Raw genomic sequence first — 25,821 nt, forward strand, 5'->3', positions numbered from 1 at the left:
CCTGCTCTCTTCGGTTGCGATCCCCGCGAGGCCTGATCGGTGGCCTGCGTGGCCGGGTCGCTGCGACCAGGGCAATTACACACCTGTAATTTGCCTACTTCAAGCATCACACGCCACATATGTCACGCTAGCCACAATTTTATTTCGGTTGCGCACGTCTACTGGCGTCGAGATGGCCGTCATGGTCGCGATCCGGCTCCGATCGCAGCCGTAGCGGCAATCTCGACGGCACCCGAAATCAGGAAGAGCTACGCCCAGCTGGCGCGGCCCGCGCGAACCAGCGTCGAGGCCACCGATCCGTAGACCTCTTCGACGGTGATCGCCACCAGCAGGTGGTCGCGCCACCCGCGATCGACCTCGAGGTAGCGCCGCAGCAGGCCCTCCTCGCGAAAGCCGTTCTTAGCCAACACGGCCCGGCTGGCGGCGTTCTCCGGCCGGACGGTGGCCTCCACCCGGTGCAGCATCACCGGGCCGAAGCAGTGGTCGAGCCCCAGGGCCACAGCCGCGGTGGCCACCCCGCCGCCGGTGTGCTCGCTGGACACCCAGTAACCGATCCACGCCGACCGCAACGCCCCGTGCGTGACATTGCCGATGGTGAGCTGTCCACAGAACTGACCGTCGAGTTCGATCGCATAGGGCAGCATCCGCCCCTTGCGCGCCTCGGCACGCAGCCCCGAGCACACCGCCGGCCACGCGGCCACCGAGTGACGCACCGACCATTCGCCGTCGGTGCTGGGCTCCCACGGCTCCAGCCTCGCGCGGTCGGCCAGCCGGATCCGGCTCCACTGCGCGCCGTCGCGCATCCGCACCGGCCGCAACCGGATCACCCCGGCCGCCACCCGCAGCGGTCCGACGCTCATCGGCCAGCCGGGATGGCGGGAATTCGATCGCAACAGGTTCACGAGCCGAGCCGCGGTCAGCCGTGCTGGGCCAGAAAGGCGACGTCGACGATTTCGCCGGTACGAATCTGCTCGGCCCCGCTGGGCACCACGACCAGGCAGTTCGCCTCGGCCAGCGTCGCCAGCAAGTGCGACGACGCGCCGGGCGCCCCGCCCAGCGCCTGGACCAGGTACTCGCCGCTCTCCTGGTCGCGCATCAACTGGCCGCGCAGAAAACCTTTGCGCCCACTCACCGACGTGATCGGTGACAGGGTGCGGGCCTGCACGATGCGACGCATCGGATGCCGCTTGCCCAGGGACAAGCGAATCAGCGGCCGCACCATCACCTCGAAGACGACCAAGGCGCTGACCGGGTTGGCCGGCAACAGAAACGTCGGCACCCCGTCGCGGCCGAGCTGCCCGAAGCCCTGCACCGAACCCGGGTGCATCGCCACCCGCACGACCTCCATGTCGCCGAGTTCGGACAGCACCGAACGCACCGCCTCCGCCGCCGCGCCGCCCACTCCGCCGGCGATCACCAGCACCTCGGCCCGGTTCAGCTGGCCCTCGACGATCTCGCCCAGTTCTTTCGGGTTGTTGCTGACGATCCCGACGCGATTGACCTCGGCACCGGCATCGCGGGCCGCCGCTGCCAGGGCGTAGGAGTTGACGTCGTAGACCTGCCCGTTGCCCGGGCTGCGGGAGATGTCGACCAGTTCGCCGCCGACCGCCATCACCGACACCCGCGGGCGCGGATGCACCAGCACGCGTTCGCGGCCGACCGCCGCCAACAGGCCCACCTGGGCGGGTCCGATGATCGTCCCGGAGCGCACCGCCACGTCCCCGGGCTGCACGTCGTCACCGGCGCGCCGCACGTAAGCGCCCGACGGCGCCCCGCGCAGCACCCGGACCCGGTTCATCCCGCCGTCGGTCCAGCGCAGCGGCAGCACGGCGTCGGCGAGGGTCGGCAGCGGCGCCCCGGTCTGCACGCGCGCGGCCTGGCGCGGCTGCAACCGGCTCGGGGTGCGTGCACCGGCCTCGATGGTCCCCATCACCGGCAAGGTGACGACCTCGCGGGCTTCGGCCACGCCGTCATCGCCAACGGCTTCCAGAGGCCCGGAATCCCCGACTCCCAATACGTCGACGCTGCGCACCGCGTAGCCGTCGATGGCGGCCTGGTCGAAACCGGGAAGCGGGCGCTCGGTCACCACCTCTTCGGCGCACAGCAACCCCTGGGCTTCGGCGATCGCAACCTTGATCGGCCTGGGGGCCACCGCTGCCGCCGAGATCCGTGCCTGTTGCTCCTCCACAGAACGCACAGTGCGCCTTCCTGCCGTCCAGCCAGGCGAACTGAGCCGCCGGTTACTGTTCGGTCAGGCCCAATCGCGCCACCAACCACCGCCGCAGTTCCGGGCCGTAGTCGTCACGATCCAATGCAAAGTCAACCGCAGCCTTGAGGTAGCCGCCGGGATTTCCCAAGTCGTGTCGGGATCCGCGATGCACGACGACGTGGACCGGATGCCCCTCAGATATCAGCAAGGCGATCGCGTCCGTCAGCTGTACTTCGCCGCCGGCGCCGCGGTCGATGCGGCGCAGCGCGTCGAATATCGCGCGGTCCAGCACATAGCGTCCGGCGGCCGCGAACAGCGACGGAGCATCCTGCGACCTGGGCTTCTCGACCATGCCCTTGACGCGCAGTACGTCCTGGTTGCCGCCGCCGGGAATCGCTTCGACGTCGAAGACGCCGTAGGCGCTGATCTCTTCGGGCGTTACCTCGATAGCGCACAACACCGTGCCGCCGTGCTCGGCGCGGACCTGCGCCATCGTCTCCAGTACGCCGGTGGGCAACACCAGGTCGTCGGGCAGCAACACCATGACCGCGTCCTCGTCGGGCGCCAGGGTGGGCTCCACACAGCTGATCGCGTGGCCCAGCCCGAGCGGCTCGGCCTGCACCACGGACTCGACCTTGATCAGCGCCGGAGCGCGACGGACCTTGGCCAGCATGGCCTTCTTGCCACGGGCCTCCAGGGTTCCCTCGAGCACCAGGTCCTCGACGAAATGCGCGACGACGCCGTCCTTGCCCTCGGAGGTGATGATCACCAGACGCTCGGCGCCGGCGTCGGCGGCTTCGGCGGCGACCAGTTCGATACCGGGGGTGTCGACGACGGGCAGCAACTCCTTCGGCACGGTTTTGGTCGCGGGAAGAAAGCGCGTCCCCAAACCGGCGGCGGGGACGATCGCCGTGAACGGAATCGGGATCTCTGGGCGTGACATCGGTTCTCACCATAGCCTTATCGACCGCACACAAACCTTTTGGCGGGGAGAAGGCGCGCGCTGGGAATGGTCTGCCATCGTTGAAGCCATGGCAACCGCGGGCAAGTCGGCGTTGCGGGACCGCCTGGTCGCGGCCCGCCGCAGCGTTGCCGACGACGTTCGCACCGCCGAGGCGGAGCTGCTGGCCGAGCACTTGAAACAGGTGGAAATCGACGCCGGGACGGTCTGCGCGTACGTGCCGGTGGGTTCGGAGCCCGGGTCTTTGGCCATGCTCGACGTGTTGCTGCGCCGCGCCGGCCGGGTGTTGTTGCCGGTAGCGCGCGTTGGCGCCGGCGACACGCCGCTACCGCTGCGATGGGGCGAATACCGCCAGGACGCGCTGGTCGCCGCGCGCTGGGGGTTGCTGGAACCACCGGAACCCTGGTTGCCGGAGTCGGCGCTGGGCGAGGCCGGCCTGGTGCTGTTGCCGGCGCTGGCGGTCGACCGCCGGGGGGTGCGGCTGGGCCGGGGACGCGGCTTCTACGACCGCTCCCTGGCAGCCCGGAACCCCGAGGCGCGTCTGGTGGCGATCGTGCGCGACACCGAGTTCGTCGACGAGTTGCCGTCGGAGCCGCATGACGTGCCGATGACGCACGCGCTCACCCCGGGACGCGGGCTGATTGCGCTGCCGACCCGGGAATGATCGCCATCACGTGGCGGTTCTAGCACTTGAAACGGTAGAGTGCTAATTCAGACTTAACATCTTCCGGAGGTTTTTGTGCCGACGTACAGCTACGTGTGCACCGAATGCGGAGACCGCTTCGACAAGGTGCAGGCCTTCACCGAGGACGCGCTGACCACCTGTGAGAAGTGCTCCGGCCGGCTGCGCAAGTTGTTCAATTCGGTCGGAGTCGTGTTCAAGGGCAGCGGCTTCTACCGCACCGACAGCCGTGAGGCCGGGAAGAAAGATAAGGCCTCCGGCAACGGCTCGTCATCGAGTTCCGGGAATTCCGGCTCGGGCGAGTCGAGTTCGAGTTCCACGTCCAGCGAGAGCAAGTCATCGGGCTCGAGCGAGAAGGCCAGCAGCAGTACCGCGTCCACCGCGGCCGCATCCAGCTAGTTATCCACAGGCGGCGTTCGCGTCGGCAGTGCCCGGCACTCCCCCACGCCTACCGTGACGGCGTGCGGGAACCATCGCTGAATCCGACCCTGCTCAGTCGTGTCGCCGCAGCTTGCCGTCCGGACTGGACCAGGACCGTGCTGGCCCGGCGCGTCGCGGCGGGCGGGCTGGTGGTGCTGGCCGGCATCGCAGCACTGCGCTCCAACCCGCAGGGCGATCGCGTCGACGTTGTGGTGGCCGCGCGCGACCTCGGTTCCGGCACCGCGCTGACGGAGTCCGATGTGCGAGTTGAAAAGCGCTTGGCGACAACGGTTCCCGATGGATCACTGACGGACCCCGGCCGGTTGCCCGGTGCGACACTGGCCAGTCCGACTCGTCGCGGCGAGGTGCTCACCGACGTCCGGTTGCTGGGGAGCAGGCTGGCTGAGTCGACCGCCGGCCCCGGGGCGCGGATCGTCCCCCTGCACCTGGCCGACGGCGCGCTGATCGATCTGGTCCGGGTCGGTGACGTGGTCGACGTGCTGGCTGCCCCGACCGGCGATGTCCAGCAACCCAGCCCGGCGGTCAGCAAGGTGATCGCCACCGACGCCGTGGTGGTGCTCGTGTCGGCGAAGGAGAAGCTACGGTCCAGCGAGTCCGACCGCGTAGTCTTGGTTGCGCTGCCGGCTCGCGTGGCGAACACGGTGGCAGGCTCGGCGCTGGGCCAGACGGTGACGTTGACCCTGCACTGAGTACCTGCCCACCGTTGAGCTCCTGGCCGGTAGCTAACTCGGTCCGAGTCCAGGAAGGGACGTCCTCATGCTCAAGGGGTTCAAGGAGTTTCTCTCGCGGGGCAACATCGTCGACCTATCCGTCGCGGTGGTCATCGGTACGGCGTTCACGGCGTTGGTCACGGCCTTCACCGATAGCATCATCAAGCCGCTGGTGAGTTCTATCGGCGTCAACCAGACGTCGCAGATCAACATCTTGAAGATCCACATCACCGGCGACCAGTACATCGACTTCAACGCCGTGTTGTCGGGCGCCATCAACTTCATCCTGGTCGCGGCGGTGGTGTACTTCCTGGTCGTGCTGCCCTACAGCAAGCTGCGCAAGCAGGGCGAAGTCGAGCAGGCCGACGACGCGCAGGTTGTCCTGCTGCAGGAGATCCGCGACCTGCTGGCCCAGACCAACGGCAGCTCGTCGGGCAGGCACGGCGGCGCTCCCGCGTCCGTGCCGCTGTCAGGACCGCCGGAACACGGACCCCGCGCCGAGAGCTGACCCGGCTCAGATCTCCAGGCTCGACAGCTGGCCGATGATGTGCGCGGCCAGCGGGTTGAGCGTCGCCATCCCGTCCCGCACGGCGTAGCGGGAGCCGGCCAGGTTGACCACCAGCGTGCTGCCGGACACCCCGGCCAGCCCGCGTGACAAACCCGCGTCGGTGATGCCCGCGGACAGACCCGACGCGCGGATCGCTTCGGCGATGCCGAGGATCTCCCGGTCCAGGATGTCGCGGGTGGCTTCCGGAGTGACGTCGCGCGGTGTCACCCCGGTGCCGCCGACCGACACCACCAGGTCCACGCCGCCGATCACCGCGGTGTTCAACGCATTTCGGATCTCGACCTCGTCAGCCTCGACCGCCACCACGCCGTCGACCACAAACCCGGCTTCGGTGAGCAACTCGGTGACCAACGGCCCGCTGTGGTCCTCGTCGCCGTGCGCAGTCCGGTCATCGACGACGACGACGAGTGCCCGCCCGACTACCAACTCCGCACCCTGTTCCATGGGTGCCACCGTATAACCGAGGTCGGACAACTGGCCTTCGACCTTCATCAACTGTCCGCCTTCCCGAGCGTGACCTGCACCGTGCGGTTGCCGCCGGCAGGATCCTGGTATGTCAGCGCCACCTTGTCGCCGGGCGCCTTGGAACGCACCGCCGCGACAAGCGCGTCGGCGCTGTTGATCGGACGTTCGTCGACCTTGGTGACGACGACGCCCTTGGGGACGCCGGCGTTGGCGGCCGCGCCGTTGCCCACGACCTCCATCACCTTTGCGCCGGGGACGCCCTTGTCGGTGGTCACCTGCACGCCCAGCGAGGCGTGCGTCGCCTTGCCGGTGCTGATCAGCTCGTCGGCGATGCGCTTGGCCTGGTCGACCGGGATCGCGAAGCCCAGCCCGATGGAGCCGCTCTGCGCGTCCCCGGAGTCGGCGCCCAGGGTGGCGATCGCCGAGTTGATGCCGACGAGTTGCGAGTTCATGTTGACCAGTGCCCCGCCGGAGTTACCGGGGTTGATCGCGGCGTCGGTCTGGACCGCGTCCAGCACCGTGTTCTGGTTGCCGGATTCGCCGGTGGTCGAGACGGGCCGGTTGAGCGCGCTGACGATGCCAGTGGTCACGGTGCCCGCCAGGCCGAGCGGGGAACCGATGGCCACCACCGGCTGACCGACCTTCAGGCCTGCCGAGGACCCGATGGCGATCGGGGTGAGGCCGGAGGCGCCCTGCACCCGGACCACGGCGATGTCGCTGGTCGGGTCGGCCCCGACCACGGTGAACGTCGAGGTGCGGCCGTCGTAGAAGGTCACGGTCGTCTTCGGCGGAGGACTTCCGGCCGGCGGCTTGGCGGCCGCCGCGACGACGTGGTTGTTGGTCAGAATCAGCCCGTCAGCCGACAGGATGACGCCGGAGCCCTCTTCGGACTGGCGGCCCAGATCGGTTTCCAGCATGACGACGCTGGGCACCACCTTGGACGCGACCTGCTCCACCGAACCGGGCGGCATGTTGGCCGCCGGGACGCTCGGCGCTCCACCCGAAGCCGCGGTGGTGCCGTGGCCGGTGCCGGACTGGTGACCCAGTTCGACAACCGTCGCGGCGGCTCCACCGATACCGGCGGAAACCACGGCGATGGCCAGCGCACCGAAGATCAACCCGGCCGAGCGCCGCCGCCGGGGCGGGGGTGACATCGGCGGCATCATCGGGGGCATCGGCCCGGGACCGGTCGGGATCGGACCGCCGCCGGTGCCGCCGGGGATCGGCCGGGAACCGGTGCCGCCGGGGATCGGGCCCGCGCCGGTGTTGCCCGGAATCGGACCGGGTCCGGTGTTGCCGGGGATCGGGCCCGCGCCGGTGCCGGTGAGCGGGTCGTAGGAGGAGCGGTACTGCTGCTGGGGTTGATACCGCCAGTCGAACTGCTGGTTGTAGCTCTGCTGCCCCTGGGCATAGGCGGGCGGCACCGGCTGACTCTGCGTGGCACCGTATCCCGGCTGCTGCGGCGGTGGCGAATACCTCGGGTGATTCGTCATGTCGCTAAAACGTTCTTCCTCTACCTGGGGGCTTACTTCAAGCCGATTCGACCGTGCGTTGCTTGCACGGCGCTGATTTTCAACCCTAACTGCCAACTACCTTGCGTGCGCGGACTAAGAATCGACTGAGATGACATTCGTGGATCCCCGTGAGTTTGCGCTGTCACCGCTATGTCTAACGGAGGCGCCCCGCGTGTCGGTTCCCAGATCGCGCTCCGCGATGGCGGCGGACGACGGGTGCTCCGCGCCCGGCATCGGACGGCCAGGTAGCAGCACATAGATCGACGTCCCCGGAGGCTGCCCGCCCGGTTCGGTGTCCTCCACGCGCAACGACCCCCCGTGGTTGAGCACGACCTGTTTGACGATCGCCAAGCCAAGGCCCGAGCCGGGCATGGCACGGGCCGACGTCGAGCGGTAGAAGCGTTCGAACACCAGGCGGCGTTCCTGCGGCGGGATACCTGGCCCACGATCGGACACCACCAACTCGGCGTGCGACGGGTCGAGCTGGCGCAGCGTGACACCGACGTGCCCCCCGGTCGGACTCCACTTGGCCGCGTTGTCCATCAGGTTCAGCGCCGCGCGGGACAATCCCGCGGAGTCGCCGTACACCTGCCACGGGACCACCTCGACGTCGAAGTGAATGTCGTTGCGGCGCCGACGGACCCGCTCCAGACTCCGGTCGATGACCTCGGCCATGTCCACCGGCTCGTGCACGGCGTGGCCGGCATCCCCGCGGGTGAGATCGACCAAATCACCGACCAGCGTGGACAATTCCTCGATCTGCGCGATCACGTCCGCTTGCAGGTCGTCCATCTCCTGCTCCGGCAACCGGGGCGCTCCGGGCGCCATCGAGGCCATCAGCAGCTCGACGTTGGTGCGCAACGACGTCAACGGGGTGCGCAGTTCGTGGCCGGCGTCGGTGACCAGCCGCGCCTGCCGCTCCCGGGATTCGGCCAGCGCCCGCAGCATCAGGTTGAACGCCTCGGTGAGCCGGGCCAGTTCGTCACTGCCGAAGACCGGGATCGGGCGCAAGTCGTCGGTGCGGGCAACCCGCTCGGCCGCTTCGGTGAGACGGCCGACCGGGCGCAGACCTGCCCGGGTCACCATTCCCCCGGCCACGGCGGCGATCGCGACACCCACCCCGCCGACCATCAGCAGCACGAAACGCAGTTTGGCCATCACGTGTTCGGTGGGTTTGAGACTCTTGGAGATGAGCAGCGAGCTGCCGTTGTTCAAGTGGATCGCCAGCACCCGCTGGTCGGACGCCGTGCGCCGGGACATGAACAGCTCACCCCGGATGACCGCTTTTTCCGGGCTGCCCACCGGCAGGGTCTGCCCCGGCTGGTTGGCGGTGTAGATCGACTTGCCCGGGTTCACCAGCATCGCGTTCACATCCGAATAAGCCGTGCCCTCGATGGCCTTGCCCGGATCGGCCGCGAGCGAACCGCTGGCGATCAGCAACTGCGCCCGGCTCTGCAGCTGGTTGTCGATGTCGCTGTACAGCGCGGCGGAGATCACCGCGTAAACGGCCAGCGACATCAGCACCACAACCATCGCCACCATGGACATCGCCAGCAGCATCACCCGCCATCGCAGCGACAACGAGCTGGTCGCCCGCAGCGGTGCGCGGCCGGCCCGGCGAGGGCGGCGGAACCAGATCATCAGGGCGGCGTTTCGCGTAGCACGTAACCCACCCCGCGCACGGTGTGGATCAGCCGCGGCTCGCCGTCGGCCTCGGTCTTGCGGCGCAGATACCCCACATACACCTCAAGCGCATTGCCCGAGGTGGGGAAGTCGAATCCCCACACTTCCTCGAGAATGCGGCTGCGGGTCAACACCCGCCGGGGGTTGGCGATCAACATCTCCAGCAAGGCGAACTCGGTGCGGGTGAGACTGATCCGGCGTTGCCCGCGGATGACTTCGCGCGTGACGGGGTCCAGGCTCAGATCCGAGAAGGTCATCGCCACCGACTCGGCGGCGTCCTCCGGCTTGGTGCGGCGCAGCAGCGCCCGCATCCGTGCCAGCAGTTCTTCGAGGGCGAACGGCTTGGGCAGGTAGTCGTCGGCCCCGGCGTCGAGGCCCGCAACCCGCTCGGAGACCGAGTCGCGCGCGGTCAGCACCAGAATGGGCAGGTCATCGCCGGTGCTGCGCAACTGACGGCACACCTCGAGGCCGTCCAGCCGCGGCATCATCACATCCAGCACCACCGCATCGGGCCGGTCGCTGGCGATCAGTTCGAGCGCCTCAACCCCGTCATGGGCCAACTCCACGGAGTAGCCGTTGAAGGAGAGCGACCTGCGCAGCGACTCGCGCACGGCACGATCGTCGTCGACGACAAGTATTCGCACGGACCCTAGTTTCGTACGAAGGCCTGAGAGCGGCCTGAGAGGCGCGCCGGGGTGGGCGTTGTCAGGAGCGCCGGCGGGGCGTCACTCTGGCGCGCGAGCGGGGCATCGCTCTGGCCCATGGCTAGGCCACATGCGTCACTCTGGCCCCTGGCGGAAGCAAAACACCTCATGCCCGGCTCTTAGCGACAGATACCCGGCTCATAGCGACAGCGAGTTGTCGCGGAGAGGCGGGCAGACAGAGTGCCGGCCGGCAAGGGTTCCGGTACCGGAGCGCCCCGCCGCCGTTGGCCACTGCGGCCGGTGCGGGACGTCAGCGCTTGTCGAGGTCGACCAGACCGAGGCGGGCGGCCTTGAGCAGGCGGCGCGGCACCTTGTGCTTCTGTCCGGCGACGTTCACGTTGACCAGCCCGGTTGCGGTGGCCTTCCACTGCGAACGCCGGCTGCGGGTATTCGAGCGCGACATTCTGCGCTTAGGTACGGCCATGGTCGGGCCTAACTCCTCGTGTGGGCTTCTGGTCGGGCGTGTCGCGCTCCGTGGCTTTGCGGCCGGACGACGACAGTTGTGCATAAGGGTAGTGGGTGGACCGGCCGGTCACCAAAATGGCCCCTGCGCAGGCACGCGCTGAGCCGGTTGACGCACCACCGCCGGCACCCGCTAACCTACCGGTTGGTTGGTTCATTGCAGCCGCCGAATCATCCCAATGGAGGGAGGACGCGCCCGTTGTCTTCCGAGTTGTCTTCTAAGGCCCCTTCTGGCGCCGTGCGTATCGCGAACTGCTCCGGTTTCTACGGTGACCGGCTGTCTGCGATGCGCGAGATGCTCACCGGCGGAGACGTCGACTACGTAACCGGTGACTACCTTGCCGAATTGACCATGCTGATCCTGGGTCGCGACCGGATGAAGAACCCCGAACGCGGCTACGCGAAGACCTTCCTCACCCAGCTCGAAGAGTGCCTGGGCCTGGCCCATGAGCGCGGCGTGCGCATCGTCACCAACGCTGGGGGCCTCAACCCCGCCGGGCTGGCGGATGCGGTGCGGGCACTGGCCGAGCGCCTGGGCGTCCCGGCGCGGGTGGCCCACGTGGAAGGCGACGACCTGCAACCCCGCGCGGCCGAGCTCGGGCTGGGCACGCCGCTGACCGCCAACGCCTACCTGGGCGCGTGGGGCATCGCGAATTGCCTCGACGCCGGAGCCGACGTCGTGGTCACCGGCCGGGTCACCGACGCCTCGGTGATCGTCGGGTCGGCGGCCGCGCACTTCGGCTGGGGCCGCACCGACTACAACCGACTCGCAGGCGCCGTCGTCGCCGGCCACGTCATCGAATGCGGCACACAGGCCACCGGAGGTAATTTCTCGTTCTTCACCGAGGTGAAGGACCTGACTTATCCCGGGTTCCCGATAGCCGAGGTCTATGACGACGGTTCCTCGGTGATCACCAAGCATCGGGGCACCGGTGGGCTGGTCAGTGTCGACACCGTGACCGCGCAGTTGCTCTACGAGATCACCGGTGCCCGCTACGCCAACCCGGATGTGACGGCCCGGATGGACAGCATTGCGCTGACCTCCGAGGGCCCAGACCGGGTGCGGATCAGCGGTGCAGTCGGCGAACCTCCGCCACCGACGCTGAAGGTGTCGCTGAACAGCATCGGTGGCTTCCGCAACGCGATGACGTTCATCTTGACCGGGTTGGACATCGAGGCGAAGGCGGAGTTGGTGCGACGCCAGCTCGAGGCCACGCTGACCGTCAAGCCCGCCGAGCTGGAATGGACGCTGGCCCGTACCGACCACCCCGACGCCGACACCGAACAAGGCGCCAGTGCGTTGCTGAGCTGCGTGGTCCGAGACCCCGACCCGGCCAATGTGGGCCGCAAGTTCTCCGGCGCCGCAGTCGAATTGGCGCTGGCCAGCTATCCCGGCTTCACCTCGACCGCACCGCCGGGCGATGGTCAGGTGTACGGCGTGTACACGCCGGGCTACGTCGATGCCGGGTCGGTGCCGCACATCGCCGTGCATCCCGACGGCACCCGTGTCGAGATACCCAGTGCAACAGAGACTTTGACGCTGGAGGCAGCGGGCGATCCGGAACTGCCCGAACCGCTTGCCGCCCAACCCACCCGGCGGGTGCCGCTCGGCCTGATCGCCGGCGCCCGCAGCGGCGACAAAGGCGGCTCGGCCAACGTCGGGATATGGGTCCGCACCGACGACGAGTGGCGCTGGCTCGCGCACACGCTGACGGTCGAACAGCTGAAAAGGCTGCTGCCCGAAGCCGCCGACCTGCCCGTCACCCGGCACCTGCTACCCAACATTCGGGCGGTGAACTTCGTGATCGAGGACATTCTTGGCCAGGGCGTGGCCTACCAGGCCCGCTTCGATCCGCAGGCAAAGGGGCTGGGCGAATGGTTGCGCAGCCGTCACATCGACATTCCGGAGAAGTTGTTATGAACATCTGGACCACACCCGAGCGCGAGCAATTGCGCAAGACGGTGCGCTCGTTCGCCGAACGGGAGGTGCTGCCCAACATCGACGAGTGGGAACGCACCGGCGATCTGCCGCGCGACCTGCACCGGCGCGCCGGCGAGGCGGGCCTGCTGGGGGCGAACTTCCCGGAGTCCGTTGGCGGCGGCGGCGGAGACGGTGCCGACGCGGTGCTGATCTGCGAGGAGATGCACCAATCCGGAGCTCCCGGAGGCGTTTTCGCGTCGCTGTTCACCTGCGGCATCGCCGTGCCGCACATGATCGCCTCGGGTGACCAGCGGCTGATCGACACCTATGTGCGCCCCACGCTGGCCGGCGAGAAGATCGGCTCACTGGCCATCACCGAACCCGGCGGCGGCTCCGACGTCGGGCACCTGCGGACCTCCGCGGTGAAAGACGGCGACCACTACGTGATCAACGGCGCCAAGACCTACATCACCTCCGCGGTGCGCGCCGACTTCGTCGTGACCGCGGTGCGTACCGGCGGCCCCGGTGCAGCGGGCGTTTCGCTGATCGTGGTGGACAAGGGCACACCGGGGTTCGAGGTGTCGCGCAAGCTGGACAAGATGGGCTGGCGTTCCTCGGACACCGCTGAGCTGTCCTACACCGACGTGCGGGTTCCGGTAGAGAACCTGGTCGGAGTGGAGAACACCGGCTTCGCCCAGATCGCCCAGGCATTCGTGTCCGAGCGCATCGCCCTTGCCGCCCAGGCGTATTCGAGTGCGCAGCGCTGCCTGGACATCACCGCACAGTGGTGCCGCGACCGCGAGACCTTCGGTCGCCCGTTGATTTCACGGCAGTCGGTACAGAACACCCTGGCCGAGATGGCACGGCGGATCGACGTCGCGCGGGTGTACTCGCGCCGGGTGGTGGAGCGCCAGCTCGAAGGTGACACCAATCTGATCACCGAGGTCTGCTTCGCCAAGAACACCGCCGTCGAGGCCGGGGAATGGGTGGCCAACCAGGCCGTCCAATTGTTCGGCGGCATGGGCTATATGGCCGAATCCGAGATCGAACGCCAGTACCGCGACATGCGCATCCTGGGAATCGGCGGCGGCACCACCGAAATCCTCACCGCGCTGGCCGCCAAGCTCCTGGGATACCAGTCATGATTACACCTCCTCCTCGCTTTCTTCGTCGCTGCGCGCCAGTTCGTCGGAGCTGGTCATGAGCGCTCTGAAGTCCACCCTCGACCCGAACGGGCCCACCTTCACCGAGGCGGCCGCCGCGTCGACCACCAAGCTCGACGAGATCGCCGCCGAGTTCGCCAACGCGGTCGAAGGCGGCGGCCCGAAATACGTTGACCGCCACCACGCCCGCGGCAAACTGACCGCGCGCGAACGCATCGAATTGCTCGTCGACCCGGACTCCCCGTTCTTGGAACTGAGTCCACTGGCGGCCTGGGGCAGCCCCTTCAAGGTCGGCGCCAGCACGGTCACCGGAATCGGCGTCGTCGAGGGCGTCGAGTGCATGATCGTCGCCAATGACCCCACGGTCAAAGGCGGCACCAGCAACCCCTGGACGCTGAAGAAGATCCTGCGGGCCAACCAGATCGCTTTCGAGAACCGGCTTCCGGTGATCTCTCTGGTGGAGTCCGGGGGCGCCGATCTCCCGACGCAGAAGGAGATCTTCATCCCGGGCGGACGGATGTTCCGCGACCTGACCCGGCTCTCGGCCGCCGGAATCCCCACCATCGCACTGGTATTCGGCAACTCCACCGCCGGCGGCGCCTACGTGCCCGGCATGTCCGACCACGTGGTGATGATCAAGGAGCGCTCCAAGGTGTTCCTGGCCGGCCCCCCGCTGGTGAAGATGGCCACCGGCGAGGAGTCCGACGACGAGTCGCTGGGCGGCGCCGAAATGCATGCCCGCATATCGGGTTTGGCCGACTACTTCGCGCACGACGAACTCGACGCGATCCGCATCGGGCGCCGCGTCGTGGCCCGGCTGAACTGGGTCAAGCAGGGTCCGGCGCCCAGGCCGGTCACCGAGCCGCTGTTCGACACCGAAGAACTGATCGGCATCGTGCCCGCCGATCTGCGCATCCCGTTCGACCCGCGCGAGGTGATCGCCCGCATCGTCGACGGTTCGGATTTCGACGAATTCAAGCCGCTGTACGGCTCGTCGCTGGTGACCGGCTGGGCGCAACTGCACGGCTATCTCATCGGCATCCTGGCCAACGCCCGCGGCGTGCTGTTCAGCGAGGAATCGCAGAAGGCCACCCAGTTCATCCAGCTCGCCAACCGCTCGGACACGCCACTGTTGTTCCTGCACAACACCACCGGCTACATGGTGGGCAAAGACTACGAAGAAGGCGGCATGATCAAGCACGGCTCGATGATGATCAACGCCGTGTCCAACTCGACCGTGCCGCATATCTCGCTGCTGATCGGCGCCTCGTACGGCGCGGGCCACTACGGCATGTGTGGCCGCGCCTACGACCCGCGGTTCCTGTTCGCCTGGCCCAGCGCCAAATCCGCCGTCATGGGCGGGGCGCAGCTGTCCGGGGTGCTGTCCATCGTGGCCCGCGCGGCCGCCGAGGCCCGCGGGCAGGAAGTCGACGAAGCCGCTGATGCTGCGATGCGCGCCGCCGTCGAAGGCCAGATCGAGGCCGAGTCGCTGCCGCTGGTGTTGTCCGGGATGCTCTATGACGACGGGGTGATCGACCCGCGCGACACCCGCACCGTGCTGGGAATGTGTTTGTCCGCCATAGCCAATGGCCCGATCAAGGGGACGTCGAACTTCGGCGTCTTCCGGATGTGAGCTTCATGGGGATCACGAGAGTACTGGTTGCCAACCGCGGCGAAATCGCCCGGCGGGTGTTCGCCACCTGCCGGCGGCTGGGTCTGGGCACCGTCGCCGTCTATACGGAGCCCGACGCGGCCTCCCCGCACGTCGCCGTGGCCGACGCCCGGGTGCGGCTGCCGAAGACCAACGACTACCTCAACGCCGAGGCCATCATCGCGGCGGCGCGCGCCGCAGGCGCCGACGCCGTACACCCGGGCTACGGATTCCTCTCCGAGAACGCCGAATTCGCGGCCGCGGTGCAAGACGCCGGACTGACGTGGGTCGGGCCCCCGGTCGATTCGGTACGCGCGATGGGTTCCAAGATCGAGTCCAAGAAACTGATGTCGGCGGCCGGCGTGCCGGTGCTCGAGGAACTCGACCCGGACACCGTGACTCAGGGCCAGCTGCCGGTGCTGGTCAAGGCCTCCGCCGGTGGCGGCGGGCGTGGGATGCGGGTGGTGCGGGAATTGTCCGCGCTGGCGGCCGAAGTCCAAGCGGCACAACGCGAAGCGCAGTCCGCATTCGGCGACCCGACCGTGTTCTGCGAGCGGTATCTGCCCACTGGGCACCACATCGAGGTGCAGGTGATGGCCGACACGCACGGCACCGTGTGGGCCGTGGGCGAACGCGAATGCTCCATCCAGCGTCGCCACCAGAAGGTGATCGAAGAGGCGCCGTCACCGTTGGTCGAACGCACCCCGGGGATGCGCGAGAAGCTGTTCGAGGCCGCCAGGTTGGCCGCCGGCGCGATCGGCTACACCGGCGCCGGCACCGTTGAGTTCCTCGCCGATGATGACGGCGAGTTCTTCTTCCTGGAGATGAACACCCGGCTGCAGGTCGAGCACCCGGTCACCGAGGAAACCACCGGCCTGGACCTGGTCGAGCTGCAACTGGACGTCGCCGACGGTGGCCGCCTGGGCCCCGAACCTCCGGCAGCGCAGGGGCATTCGATCGAGGCGCGACTGTACGCCGAGGACCCCGCCCAAGGCTGGCAGCCACAGGCCGGCACCGTGCACCGCATCCACGTGCCCTCGGTGCGTGCCGAATTCAGCACGCTCGGGCACCGGACCGGAATCCGGTTGGATTCCGGGATCGTCGACGGCTCGGTGGTGTCGATCTTCTACGACCCGATGCTCGCCAAGGTCATCTCGTATGCCCCGACCCGCAGGCAGTCGGCGCTGGTGCTCGCCGACGCGCTGGCCCGCGCCCACGTGCACGGCCTGCGCACCAACCGCGAGCTCCTGGTGCACGTGCTTCGGCACCCGGCTTTCCTCGACGGGGCAACCGACACCGGGTTCTTCGACACCCACGGCCTGGCCGAGCTCTCGGCGCCGCTGGCCGACACCGCAACGGTGCGGACGTCGGCGATCGCCGCCGCCCTGGCCGACGCCGCGCACAACCGTGCCGCCGCCGGAGCACTGGGCTCGCTCCCCTCCGGCTGGCGCAACCTCTCCTCTGGGTATCAGGTCAAGACCTACCGGGACGACACCGACACCGAGCAACACGTCGAATACCGCTTCACCAGAACATCTTTGGCGTTGCCGCAGGACCCTTCGGTGCAGCTGGTGGCCGCGTCCCCGGAGGAAGTCACACTGGCCGAGAACGGGGTGGCCATCAGCTACGCCGTCGCTCGGTTCGGTGACGACGTCTACGTCGACTCCGCGCGCGGACCCGTGCACCTGGTGGCGGTGCCCCGATTCCCCGAACCGGGCTCGGCCGTCGAACAGGGCTCCCTGGTTGCGCCGATGCCCGGCAACGTGATTCGGATCGGCGCCGAGGCCGGCGCCACCGTCACCGCCGGCCAGCCGCTGATCTGGCTGGAAGCCATGAAGATGGAGCACACCATCACCGCGCCGAACGACGGGGTGCTCGCGGAAATCAATGTGCAAACGGGCCAGCAAGTCGAGGTGGGCGCTGTGCTGGCACGCGTGGAAGCGCCTGACTCAGAAGGAGATCCGTCATGACCGATTCCAGCTTCATCGAAAACGAAGACCGCCAGGCGTTGCGCAAGGCGGTGCGCGAGTGGGTGTCCGGCTACGGCGCCGAGTACTACCTCAAGAAGGCCCGCGCCCAGGAGCACACCACCGAATTGTGGTCCGAGGCAGGAAAACTCGGCTTTCTCGGGGTGAACCTGCCCGAGGAGTACGGTGGCGGCGGGGCCGGCATGTACGAGCTGGCGCTGGTCATGGAGGAGATGGCGGCCGCCGGGAGCGCGCTGCTGCTCATGGTGGTGTCGCCGGCCATCAACGGCACCATCATCAGTAAGTTCGGCACCGAGGAGCAGAAGAAGCGCTGGGTTCCCGCCATCGCCGACGGCACGCTCACCATGGCGTTCGCGATCACCGAACCCGACGCCGGTTCCAACTCGCACAAGATCACCACCACCGCCCGCCGGGACGGCAGCGACTGGATTCTCAAGGGCCAGAAGGTCTACATCTCCGGCGTCGACCAGGCCCAGGCGGTGCTGGTGGTCGGCCGCACCGAGGAGGCGAAGACCGGCAAGCTGCGCCCTGCGCTGTTCGTGGTGCCCACCGACTCCCCCGGCTTCACCTACACGCCGATCGAGATGGAGTTGGTCAGCCCCGAACGCCAGTTCCAGGTGTTCATCGACGACGTGCGGCTGCCCTCCGACGCGCTCGTCGGAGCCGAAGACGCCGCGATCGCACAGCTTTTCGCGGGCCTGAACCCCGAACGCATCATGGGTGCGGCCAGCGCCGTCGGAATGGGCCGGTTCGCGCTCGACAAGGCCGTCGACTACGTCAAGACCCGCAACGTCTGGGGGGCTCCGATCGGGTCGCACCAGGGCCTGGCGCACCCGCTGGCGCAGTGCCACATCGAGGTCGAGCTGGCCAAGTTGATGATGCAGAAGGCGGCGACGCTCTACGACGCCGGCGACGACGGCGGCGCGGCCCAGGCCGCCAACATGGCCAAGTATGCGGCCGGCGAGGCATCCACCCGGGCCGTCGACCAGGCCGTGCAGTCGATGGGCGGCAACGGGCTCACCAAGGAGTACGGCGTGGCCGCGATGCTGACTGCGTCGAGGCTGGCGCGGATCGCGCCGATCAGCCGCGAGATGGTGCTCAACTTCGTCGCGCAGACGTCGCTGGGCCTGCCCCGCTCGTACTGATGGACACTCTCGTCGAGTACGCCCGGGAGGGCGTGGTTGCCCGGCTCACGCTGAACTCGCCGCACAACCGCAACGCCTTGTCGACCACGTTGGTCACCCAGCTGCATGAAGGGTTGCGCGCCGCCGCGGCGGACCCGGCGGTACGGGTGGTGGTGCTCGGCCACAGCGGCGGCACCTTCTGTGCAGGCGCCGACCTGTCCGAGGCCGGCGGTGGCGACCCGTTCGAGCTGGCCGTGGCGCGGGCCAAGGAGATGACCGCGCTGTTGCGCGCCATCGTCTCCTCGCCGCGGCCGGTGATCGGCGCCATCGACGGCCATGTGCGGGCCGGCGGATTCGGTCTGGTTGGCGCGTGCGACATGGTGGTGGCCGGGCCGCGCAGCACGTTTGCCCTGACCGAAGCGCGCATCGGCGTGGCGCCGGCGATCATCTCGCTGACCCTGCTGCCGAAGCTGTCGGCCCGGGCCGCCGCACGGTATTACCTCACCGGGGAAACCTTCGGCGCCAGCGAAGCCGCCGAGATCGGTTTGATCACCCTGGCCGCCGACGACGTCGACGCCGCGGTGGCCGGCCTGGTGGCCGACGTCGGACGCGGCTCGCCGCAGGGTTTGGCGGCATCCAAAGCGCTCACCACCGCCGCCGTACTGGACGGCTTCGATCGCAATGCCGAGCGGCTCACCGAGGAATCGGCGCGGCTGTTCGTGTCAGATGAGGCGCGCGAAGGCATGCTCGCGTTCCTGCAGAAACGGCCGCCGAGCTGGGTCTCCGACGCAGGTCAGACGTCCTGATCCGGCTGCTCGGACGCTGTGAAGGTTGCAGTTCAGCCAACACCTTTTGCAGCAAACCGGGAAAGTCGTAAGCTCGCGGGTGAGATGACCAACCCAGCCCAGCGTGATGTGAAGGCCACGCGAGACGAACTGTCGCGCGCAGAGGACACCGACCGCATCCAGATTGCGCAGTTGCTGGCCTATGCGGCCGAACAGGGTCGCCTCCAGCTCAACGAATACGAAGACCGGCTAACCAAGGCCTACGCCGCCACCACCTATCAGGAGTTGGACCAACTGCGGGCCGACCTGCCCGGTACGGCGGTCAGCCCCCGGCGCGGCGGCAACTGCAATCCGGCGCCATCGACCCTGCTGCTGGCCATCATGAGCGGGTTCGAGCGCCGCGGCCGCTGGAACATTCCGAAGAAACTGACCACCTTCACGTTCTGGGGCAGCGGCGTCATCGATCTGCGCTACGCAGACTTCACCTCAACTGAGGTCGAGATTCACGCGTACTCCATCATGAGCGCTCAGACGTTCCTGTTGCCGCCCGAGGTCAACGTCGAGATCGACGGCCACGGCGTGATGGGCAACTTCGACCACGAGGTGGTCGGCGAGGGCACCCGGGGCGCCCCCACGGTGAAGATCAAGGGATTCTCGCTGTGGGGCGGCGTCGGCATCAAGCGCAAGGCGCGCAAGGCCCGTTAGTAATCCCCACCGGGCCCGGTAGGTGAGTGGCCCGCTGCGCCGGCCGGTGCGACGCTTCGTCGAACGTTCGCGTCGGCGGAAGGCGGGTTGCGGTGGCATCAGAGTTGCGGGCGATTCCGGACGTGCTGTCCTACGTCGGCACTGAATTGGCGAACCAGGCCCGGACCCTGCGCGGGGTGCAGCGGGCCTGCGACCGCGACGTCGACGGAGCGCAGCCGGGCTGGGTGGGGACGTCGGGCGCGGCGTTGGCGGAGTTGTTGAATCGGTGGGCCGCCGCCGGAGCGGGTCACCTGGCCCGTCTGAATGACCACGCTGACGGCATCCGGTTCGCTGCCGCCGGCCTCGGCGAGATGGAGCAGGGCAACGCCGCCTCGCTGCGATGACGGTCACCCTGGCCGATATCGACCGCTGGGATCCCGTCGCGATCACGACCGTCTTCGACGCCGCGATCAGGCGCGCACACGGAACCCGAACTGCGGCGGCGGCGATCACCGAGCTGATGCGACTGCTGAGTTTCGGCGGCGACGCTGCCGAGGCGGCACACGCGGCGACCGGACATACCGCGCTGACCCTGGACGACCACGCCGACGCATGCGCTGCCGTCGCACGGGCCGCCGAACAGTCGGCTGAGGAAGTCGCCGCGATCAAGCGGCGGCTGGAGGCGATGCGGGACGGTGCGCGGGAAAGCCACCTGCAGATCGACGAAACCCTGGGCACCGCACTGCCCCCGCCGGGCCTGGCTGACTACTCCGCGGCAGAACAGCAGGCCATCGTCGGCGCCGCGGTCCGGTTGACCGAAAGCCTGCAACGGCTGCTGGCCGATGCCGAACGGGCCGACGAAGACCTGGCCGCGGCGATCCGAAGCGCTGACGGGGATCTCGATCATGAACTGCTCGACGTGCAACTCGGCCACCAGCCGCCGCAGATGCCGCTGTTGCCGCCGCCGGGCACCGATCCCGGCGCCGTCGCACGGTGGTGGCACGGGTTGACCCCGGGCCAGCAGGACCGGGTCAGACAGTGGTTCCCGGGTGCGTTGCGCAACCTCGACGGCATCCCCGCCGGTGTCCGCAGCGAACTCAATATGCCTGTGCTGCAACGGGAACTCACCCGCTTGCAGCAGGGATGGGTCGACTCGTACGGGTGGCACACCGACCCCGGCCAGCTGGCCGACCTTGCCGCGCTGCGCGACACCCTGGCCGCCAATCCCGACGCCACGCTGCTAGAGCTGGACACCGCGTCCACGCCGGGCAAGGTGCTGGCGGCCGTCGCCGTCGGCGACGTCGACAACGCGGAGCGGATCGCCGTCACCGTCGGCGGCCTGACCACCCGGGTGAGCGACAGCACGGCGAACATGGTGCAGCAGGCCACCTTTCAGCGGGACGAGGCACGGCTGCTGCGCCGCAACGCCGGCGTCGCCAATGCCGACGCGGTGGCCTCGATCGCCTGGCTCGGTTACGACGCGCCGGACAGCCTGCGGGATGTGGCGCACGACTGGCTCGCGCGCGACGGCGCCCGGGCGTTGAACAGCTTCTACCGTGGGCTGGCGTCGGCCGGCAACCTTCCGGACCCCGGGATCGTCGCCTTCGGCCACTCCTACGGGTCGTTGACCACGAGCCTCGCGTTGCAGCAGGGCGCCCCGGTCAGCGACGTGGTGCTCTACGGTTCGCCCGGCGCCGAGCTTACCGACGCCGCTCAGCTCGGCGTCCTGCCCGGCCACGCCTACTACATGATCGGTGCCGATGATGTTGTCTCCGAATTACTTCCGGGATTCGCCGCGTTCGGCGCCCCGCCGCAGGACGTGCCCGGCATGGCGGAATTGTCCACCGATGAGGGGTACGCGGGCAGCGGTGGGTACGGCGACGGGCAACTGCACGAACGGGCGTACGGACATTCGGAGTATGCCCGCATGGGAAGCAACGGGAACCTGCGGATGAGTGCCTACAACCTCGCGGTGGTGCTGGCGGGACTGCCTGCCGACCTCATCACCCCTTGGCCACCCGATCCCGACCCGTGCGAGCCGTGACCCGGTTCGCCGCGGCGCTGCTCGCTGTCACCCTGGTGGTGACCGGCTGCGTCAAGCGAACCACCATCAATCCGGACGCGAATCCCGGCCGCTCCGAACTGGATCGGCTACAGGTGATGGTCAACGCGCGGCCCGATCTCGAGGCCGTCGAACGGCAACTCGGTGATGTCGACGCCGCGATCCGCGCCACCATCGCGAAACACTCACCGCGGAGCCACTTTTCGACCATGACGGCCGGTCATCTCCGAAACGGTTGCCGAGACCCGTTCACCCGCAACATCGGCCGTCAGGTCAACAGTGACATGTTCTTTGTCGAACCGCCGCCGTCGGCCGCGCAGTGGCTGCAGATCGTCACCGAGCTTGCTCTGGTGTTCACGACCGCGGGCTTCACGCCCGACAACTCCTCCCCGGGCAGTCCGCCACTACCAATGGGTGCGGCCAATGACTCCCAGAGCCGCGGGGACGGCGCGACGATCAAATTGGTCAATGGCGTAGCGGGCAGCCCCCTGGACTACTCCTTCGACACCGGCTGCCATCTGCCGGCGTCGTGGCGGACAGCGCCGCCACCGCCCGATTTGCAGCCGTCGAACGACCCGAATGTGCACTACCCGTATCTGTATGGATCACCGGGCGGCCGCAGCGCCGACGCGAACTAGCGTCGCCGAGCCTTCAGGTAGTCGCCCACCACGGCGGCACCCAGCCCGTCGAGATCGGGCACCACCACCCGCCCGCCGACCCGGCGGGCGATCTTGTCGAGGAACCGCGCCAGGCCGGGATCACTGCCCAGCCGGAAGATGGTGATCTGCGCGCCGAGCCGGGCCATGTCGTCAAAACCCTTGACGGTGAAGGAAATCGTGCGCGGGTTCGGCGGATAATCGAAGAATACCGACGTGCCGTCGCCGTAGTCCTCCAGGTGTGCGGTGGGCTCCCCGTCGGTCACCACCAGCACGACGGGCTGCGCGTTGGGATACCGGCGCAGATGCCGGCCCGCCAGCGCGAGCGCGTGATGCAGGTTGGTGCCCTGCTCATACACGCCCTCCAGGCCGGTCAGCTCGGCGGCCGTCACGGTACGGGCGTAACGGCCAAAGGCGATGATCTGCAACGCATCTGACCGGAACCGGGTGCTCACCAGGTGGTTGAGCGCCAGCGCCGTCCGTTTCATCGGCAGCCACCGGTTCTCCATCACCATCGAGAACGAGGTGTCCACCAGCAGCGCCACCGCGGCCTGGGTGCGCATCTCGGTCTCGGAGACCTCGACGTCGTCGACGGCGATCCGCAGGGGTCCGTCCAGCGTGTGCGTCCCCGACTGCCGCAGCACGGCATTGGTGAGGGTGCGGGAGATGTTCCACGGCTCGGTGTCACCGAACTGCCAGGGCCTGGTGGCGCCGGTCAGCTCACCGGCAGCTCCGGCCCGCCGGTGGTCACGTTCGCCGTGCCGTCCGGAGAGTTGTTGTGCCACATCACGCAACGCCGTCTCCCCGAGCCGGCGCATGGCTTTGGGCGACAACCGCCACTGGCCGTCGGAACCGCGGTCCAGGAAGCCCTGATTCAGCAGCGCCCGTTCGAGTTCGGCGAGCGTTCGGGCGTCCACCGCGGCGTCGTCGCCGAGTTGGCGGGCCAGCGCGTCGAGGTCGACGTCGTCCATGGTGGCGCCCGGATAGGCCTGCGACAGCTGCTCGGCCAACTGCTCCAACTCGCCGATGTCCGCCAGCGCCTGGGCGCCCTCGCCCATGCCGAGCGGATTGTCGCCGGAGAACTGCTGATCCCCCGTCCAGTCCTCGCCCGGCCGCGCCGCCTGCAGGTGCGCGTCCAGGCGGTTCAGCGCGTTCATCAGTGATGGCGAGCCAAAGGCCTGCTGCGCCAAGGCATCCAGTTCGTCGCGCTGCTCCTGGCTGAGGCTGTTGCGGAACCGCTGGGCGGCCGCGGCCCGCTTAGCCAGCGAATCCAGCAGCTCCTCGACGTTCTGCGGGTTCTCCGGGAAGAACTCGCCGTGCTTGTTCATGAAGTCCTGAAAGTCCTGCTGGGTGTCTTCACCGCGAGAGTGCTTGTCCAGCAGGTCATTCAGATCGTCCAGCATCTCGTTGACCCGCTGGCGGTCCTCGTCGGTGGCGCCCTCCAGGGCCTGCTTCATCCCGGCGAAGCGCTGGTCGAGCATCTCCCGGCCGAGCAGATCCTTGATCTGGTCGTACTTCTGCCGGGCCTCAGGACTGCGCCACTGGTATTCGGACAGCTCCTGCACCGCCTTGGCCGGGGACGGTGGCAACGACTCCAGCTGCAATTCGGAGAACCGCGCGTCGTCGTCCAGCGCCCGGGCCAGTTCCTTGCGTTCGGCCAGCACCGCCTCGTCCAGCAGCTTCTTGATCTCTTGCAGGGTGCCGTCTAAGTTGTTGCGGCGCAACAGATCTCGCCGTTTGCGGTTGGCCTCGGCGGCCAGCCGGTCGGCGCCGCGCATGTTCTCGGAGCCGCGGCGCAGCAACTCGGACAGGGCCCGGCGCGGCGAGGTGCCCGCCATGACGTCCTGCCCGATCTGTTCGAGCGCCTCACGCAGATCCACCGGCGGGGCCAGCGGGTCGGGCCCGCCGGTATACGCCGAGTAGCGCTGCGAGTGACCTAGTGACGATCGCGAACCCGGCGAAGCCGGGCGCTGCGGGTCGTCACCATCAGGACTACCCATAGACCGTCTGCCCCTCCCCGGATACTTTGTCGACCCGCTTCGCCAGGTACAGCGCTTCCAGCGCGAGTTCCAGCGCGGCGGCCCGTTCTCCTTCGGATTCGGCGCCCAGTTTGGCCGCGATCTTGTCCACGACCGGCAGCCCGGGCACCGCGGCCAGTACGTCCTTGGCGGACACCCGCTCACCCGTCGTCACCGCGGATCCTTTTTCGACGGCGGACACCAGGGTGCCGACGTCGACGCCGCCGAGAACCCGGGAGGCGGTGTCGGCGGTCGCGCGGCGCAGCAGGTGCTCGAGCACGGCCTGCTCGCGGCCTTCCTCGCCGGACTCGAATTCCAGCTTGCCGCGCAGCACGTCGATGACCGTTCCCAGGTCGACGACCCGGGCCACCGGGTCGGTCTCGCCGAGAATCGCGCCGCGGTGCCGGGCCGCAGCCGCGACCGTCTCGGCCGCCGCGATCGCGAACCGTGCCGACACCCCGGAGCGTTGGTCGACCGAACTGGACTCGCGCAGGTACCGGGCGAAGCGCGCGATCACCTGCAGCAGATAGTCGGGCACTTGCGCGCTCAGGTGCGCCTCCTGGGCGATGACGCCGATTTCGGCCGCCAGCTCCAACGGATAGTGGGTGCGGATCTCGGCGCCGAACCGGTCCTTGAGCGGGGTGATGATGCGACCGCGGTTCGTGTAGTCCTCCGGGTTGGCGCTCGCCACCACCAGCACGTCCAGCGGCAGCCGCAGCGTGTAACCGCGGACCTGGATGTCGCGCTCCTCCATCACATTCAGCATCGAGACCTGAATCCGCTCGGCCAGGTCGGGAAGCTCATTGACCGCGACGATGCCGCGGTGCGCGCGTGGAATCAGTCCATAGGCAATGGTTTCCGGGTCGCCGAGGCTGCGGCCTTCGGCGACCTTGATCGGGTCGATGTCACCGACCAAGTCGGCGACGCTGGTGTCAGGGGTGGCCAGCTTCTCGGTGTAGCGCTCGCTGCGGTGCTTCCACGCCACCGGCAGGTCGTCCTGCAACTGGGCGGCGCGGCGGATCCACTCCGGCGTGATCGGCGTGTAGGGGTGCTCGCCGAGCTCCGATCCGTCGATCACCGGGGTCCATTCGTCGAGCAGACCGGTCAGTGCCCGCAGCAACCGGGTCTTGCCCTGGCCGCGTTCGCCCAGCAGCACGAAGTCGTGGCCGGCGATCAGCGCCCGTTCGAGTTGCGGAATCACGGTGTCGTCGAAACCGAGGATTCCGGGCCATACGTCGTCGCCGCCGTCCGCCAGTGCGGTCAGCAGATTCTCGCGGATCTCCTGCTTGACGCCCCGCTCGCGATGACCGGAGGCACGCAGCTCGCCAAGGGTTCGGGGCAGATTGCTCGGTGAAGTCACCTCTCCAAGC

At 68.4% G+C, this 25,821-nt stretch carries 24 protein-coding genes; 14 read left to right on the top strand and 10 right to left on the bottom strand.

The window, feature by feature from the left end:
• Positions 1–248: 248 nt before the first annotated feature.
• The 3 genes from C0J29_RS24925 to C0J29_RS24935 are packed head-to-tail and all read right to left on the bottom strand — an operon-like array spanning position 249 to position 3,152.
• Positions 249–902 carry a GNAT family N-acetyltransferase gene (locus C0J29_RS24925; protein WP_082994274.1) on the bottom strand — a complete coding sequence of 218 codons (654 nt, stop codon included), beginning with the start codon at positions 900–902 and terminating at the stop codon, positions 249–251.
• Between the two features lie 14 nt (positions 903–916).
• A complete protein-coding gene (gene glp / locus C0J29_RS24930; RefSeq protein WP_120793886.1) occupies positions 917–2,197 on the bottom strand; it encodes a molybdotransferase-like divisome protein Glp in 1,281 nt (426 codons plus the stop codon).
• Positions 2,198–2,240: 43 nt separating this feature from the next.
• Positions 2,241–3,152: a UTP--glucose-1-phosphate uridylyltransferase gene (locus C0J29_RS24935; protein ID WP_065045404.1), complete on the bottom strand. Its 912-nt coding sequence runs from the start codon at positions 3,150–3,152 to the stop codon at positions 2,241–2,243.
• Between the two features lie 88 nt (positions 3,153–3,240).
• On the opposite strand from C0J29_RS24935, the gene C0J29_RS24940 reads away from it, so the two are divergent.
• The 4 genes from C0J29_RS24940 to mscL all read left to right on the top strand — a co-directional run bounded on the left by C0J29_RS24940 (position 3,241) and on the right by mscL (position 5,511).
• Positions 3,241–3,834, top strand: a complete 594-nt coding sequence (locus C0J29_RS24940) for a 5-formyltetrahydrofolate cyclo-ligase (protein ID WP_120793887.1) — start codon at positions 3,241–3,243, stop codon at positions 3,832–3,834.
• A gap of 75 nt (positions 3,835–3,909) precedes the next feature.
• Entirely contained in the window at positions 3,910–4,251 is a 342-nt protein-coding gene (locus tag C0J29_RS24945) for an FmdB family zinc ribbon protein (protein ID WP_120793888.1), read from the top strand.
• Between the two features lie 62 nt (positions 4,252–4,313).
• Complete coding sequence (locus C0J29_RS24950) at positions 4,314–4,982, top strand: SAF domain-containing protein (protein ID WP_120793889.1); 669 nt, start codon at positions 4,314–4,316, stop codon at positions 4,980–4,982.
• 67 nt (positions 4,983–5,049) lie between these two features.
• Positions 5,050–5,511 (top strand): large-conductance mechanosensitive channel protein MscL, encoded by a 462-nt coding sequence (gene mscL, locus C0J29_RS24955; RefSeq protein ID WP_065045408.1) that lies wholly within the window; start codon positions 5,050–5,052, stop codon positions 5,509–5,511.
• Positions 5,512–5,517: 6 nt separating this feature from the next.
• Here the strand turns inward: mscL and C0J29_RS24960 are convergent, their stop codons facing one another.
• The 5 genes from C0J29_RS24960 to rpmF form a co-directional block, all read right to left on the bottom strand.
• Positions 5,518–6,063 carry a MogA/MoaB family molybdenum cofactor biosynthesis protein gene (locus tag C0J29_RS24960; protein ID WP_065045409.1) on the bottom strand — a complete coding sequence of 182 codons (546 nt, stop codon included), beginning with the start codon at positions 6,061–6,063 and terminating at the stop codon, positions 5,518–5,520.
• Positions 6,063–7,529 (bottom strand): S1C family serine protease, encoded by a 1,467-nt coding sequence (locus C0J29_RS24965; protein WP_065163966.1) that lies wholly within the window; start codon positions 7,527–7,529, stop codon positions 6,063–6,065. The genes C0J29_RS24960 and C0J29_RS24965 overlap by 1 nt, the downstream gene beginning before the upstream one ends.
• A 114-nt stretch (positions 7,530–7,643) precedes the next feature.
• Positions 7,644–9,191, bottom strand: a complete 1,548-nt coding sequence (locus C0J29_RS24970) for a HAMP domain-containing sensor histidine kinase (RefSeq protein WP_120793890.1) — start codon at positions 9,189–9,191, stop codon at positions 7,644–7,646.
• Positions 9,191–9,877 carry a two-component system response regulator MprA gene (gene mprA, locus C0J29_RS24975; protein WP_055576902.1) on the bottom strand — a complete coding sequence of 229 codons (687 nt, stop codon included), beginning with the start codon at positions 9,875–9,877 and terminating at the stop codon, positions 9,191–9,193. Before mprA ends, C0J29_RS24970 begins: the two co-directional genes overlap by 1 nt.
• Positions 9,878–10,187: 310 nt before the next feature.
• A complete protein-coding gene (gene rpmF, locus C0J29_RS24980; protein ID WP_055576903.1) occupies positions 10,188–10,361 on the bottom strand; it encodes a 50S ribosomal protein L32 in 174 nt (57 codons plus the stop codon).
• Positions 10,362–10,637: 276 nt separating this feature from the next.
• On the opposite strand from rpmF, the gene C0J29_RS24985 reads away from it, so the two are divergent.
• From C0J29_RS24985 to C0J29_RS25030, 10 genes are all read left to right on the top strand, one after another.
• Entirely contained in the window at positions 10,638–12,320 is a 1,683-nt protein-coding gene (locus tag C0J29_RS24985; protein WP_120793891.1) for an acyclic terpene utilization AtuA family protein, read from the top strand.
• Positions 12,317–13,465 carry an acyl-CoA dehydrogenase family protein gene (locus C0J29_RS24990; RefSeq protein WP_065045413.1) on the top strand — a complete coding sequence of 383 codons (1,149 nt, stop codon included), beginning with the start codon at positions 12,317–12,319 and terminating at the stop codon, positions 13,463–13,465. The genes C0J29_RS24985 and C0J29_RS24990 overlap by 4 nt, the downstream gene beginning before the upstream one ends.
• Before the next feature lie 55 nt (positions 13,466–13,520).
• On the top strand, positions 13,521–15,116 hold the full coding sequence (locus tag C0J29_RS24995) for an acyl-CoA carboxylase subunit beta (RefSeq protein WP_120793892.1): 1,596 nt from the start codon (positions 13,521–13,523) through the stop codon (positions 15,114–15,116).
• 5 nt (positions 15,117–15,121) lie between these two features.
• Positions 15,122–17,104 (top strand): ATP-binding protein, encoded by a 1,983-nt coding sequence (locus tag C0J29_RS25000; RefSeq protein WP_120794959.1) that lies wholly within the window; start codon positions 15,122–15,124, stop codon positions 17,102–17,104.
• Positions 17,101–18,267 carry an acyl-CoA dehydrogenase family protein gene (locus tag C0J29_RS25005; protein WP_065045415.1) on the top strand — a complete coding sequence of 389 codons (1,167 nt, stop codon included), beginning with the start codon at positions 17,101–17,103 and terminating at the stop codon, positions 18,265–18,267. Before C0J29_RS25000 ends, C0J29_RS25005 begins: the two co-directional genes overlap by 4 nt.
• Positions 18,267–19,052: an enoyl-CoA hydratase family protein gene (locus C0J29_RS25010; RefSeq protein ID WP_120793893.1), complete on the top strand. Its 786-nt coding sequence runs from the start codon at positions 18,267–18,269 to the stop codon at positions 19,050–19,052. The genes C0J29_RS25005 and C0J29_RS25010 overlap by 1 nt, the downstream gene beginning before the upstream one ends.
• A gap of 84 nt (positions 19,053–19,136) precedes the next feature.
• Positions 19,137–19,736, top strand: coding sequence for a DUF1707 SHOCT-like domain-containing protein (locus tag C0J29_RS25015; protein ID WP_065045417.1), 600 nt, complete (start codon positions 19,137–19,139; stop codon positions 19,734–19,736).
• A gap of 92 nt (positions 19,737–19,828) precedes the next feature.
• On the top strand, positions 19,829–20,119 hold the full coding sequence (locus C0J29_RS25020; RefSeq protein ID WP_162951548.1) for a WXG100 family type VII secretion target: 291 nt from the start codon (positions 19,829–19,831) through the stop codon (positions 20,117–20,119).
• Entirely contained in the window at positions 20,116–21,759 is a 1,644-nt protein-coding gene (locus tag C0J29_RS25025; RefSeq protein ID WP_120793895.1) for an alpha/beta hydrolase, read from the top strand. The genes C0J29_RS25020 and C0J29_RS25025 overlap by 4 nt, the downstream gene beginning before the upstream one ends.
• Complete coding sequence (locus C0J29_RS25030) at positions 21,747–22,415, top strand: LppA family lipoprotein (protein WP_120793896.1); 669 nt, start codon at positions 21,747–21,749, stop codon at positions 22,413–22,415. The genes C0J29_RS25025 and C0J29_RS25030 overlap by 13 nt, the downstream gene beginning before the upstream one ends.
• Here C0J29_RS25030 and C0J29_RS25035 read toward each other — a convergent pair.
• Both C0J29_RS25035 and C0J29_RS25040 read right to left on the bottom strand, forming a co-directional pair.
• Positions 22,412–24,433, bottom strand: coding sequence for a vWA domain-containing protein (locus C0J29_RS25035; protein WP_120793897.1), 2,022 nt, complete (start codon positions 24,431–24,433; stop codon positions 22,412–22,414). The two genes, C0J29_RS25030 and C0J29_RS25035, sit on opposite strands and share 4 nt — an antisense overlap.
• Positions 24,426–25,811 (bottom strand): sigma 54-interacting transcriptional regulator, encoded by a 1,386-nt coding sequence (locus C0J29_RS25040; protein ID WP_065045421.1) that lies wholly within the window; start codon positions 25,809–25,811, stop codon positions 24,426–24,428. The genes C0J29_RS25035 and C0J29_RS25040 overlap by 8 nt, the downstream gene beginning before the upstream one ends.
• Positions 25,812–25,821 lie beyond the last annotated feature (10 nt).

Origin of the sequence: Mycobacterium paragordonae (assembly GCF_003614435.1) — a bacterium.
Lineage (GTDB): Bacteria > Actinomycetota > Actinomycetes > Mycobacteriales > Mycobacteriaceae > Mycobacterium > Mycobacterium paragordonae.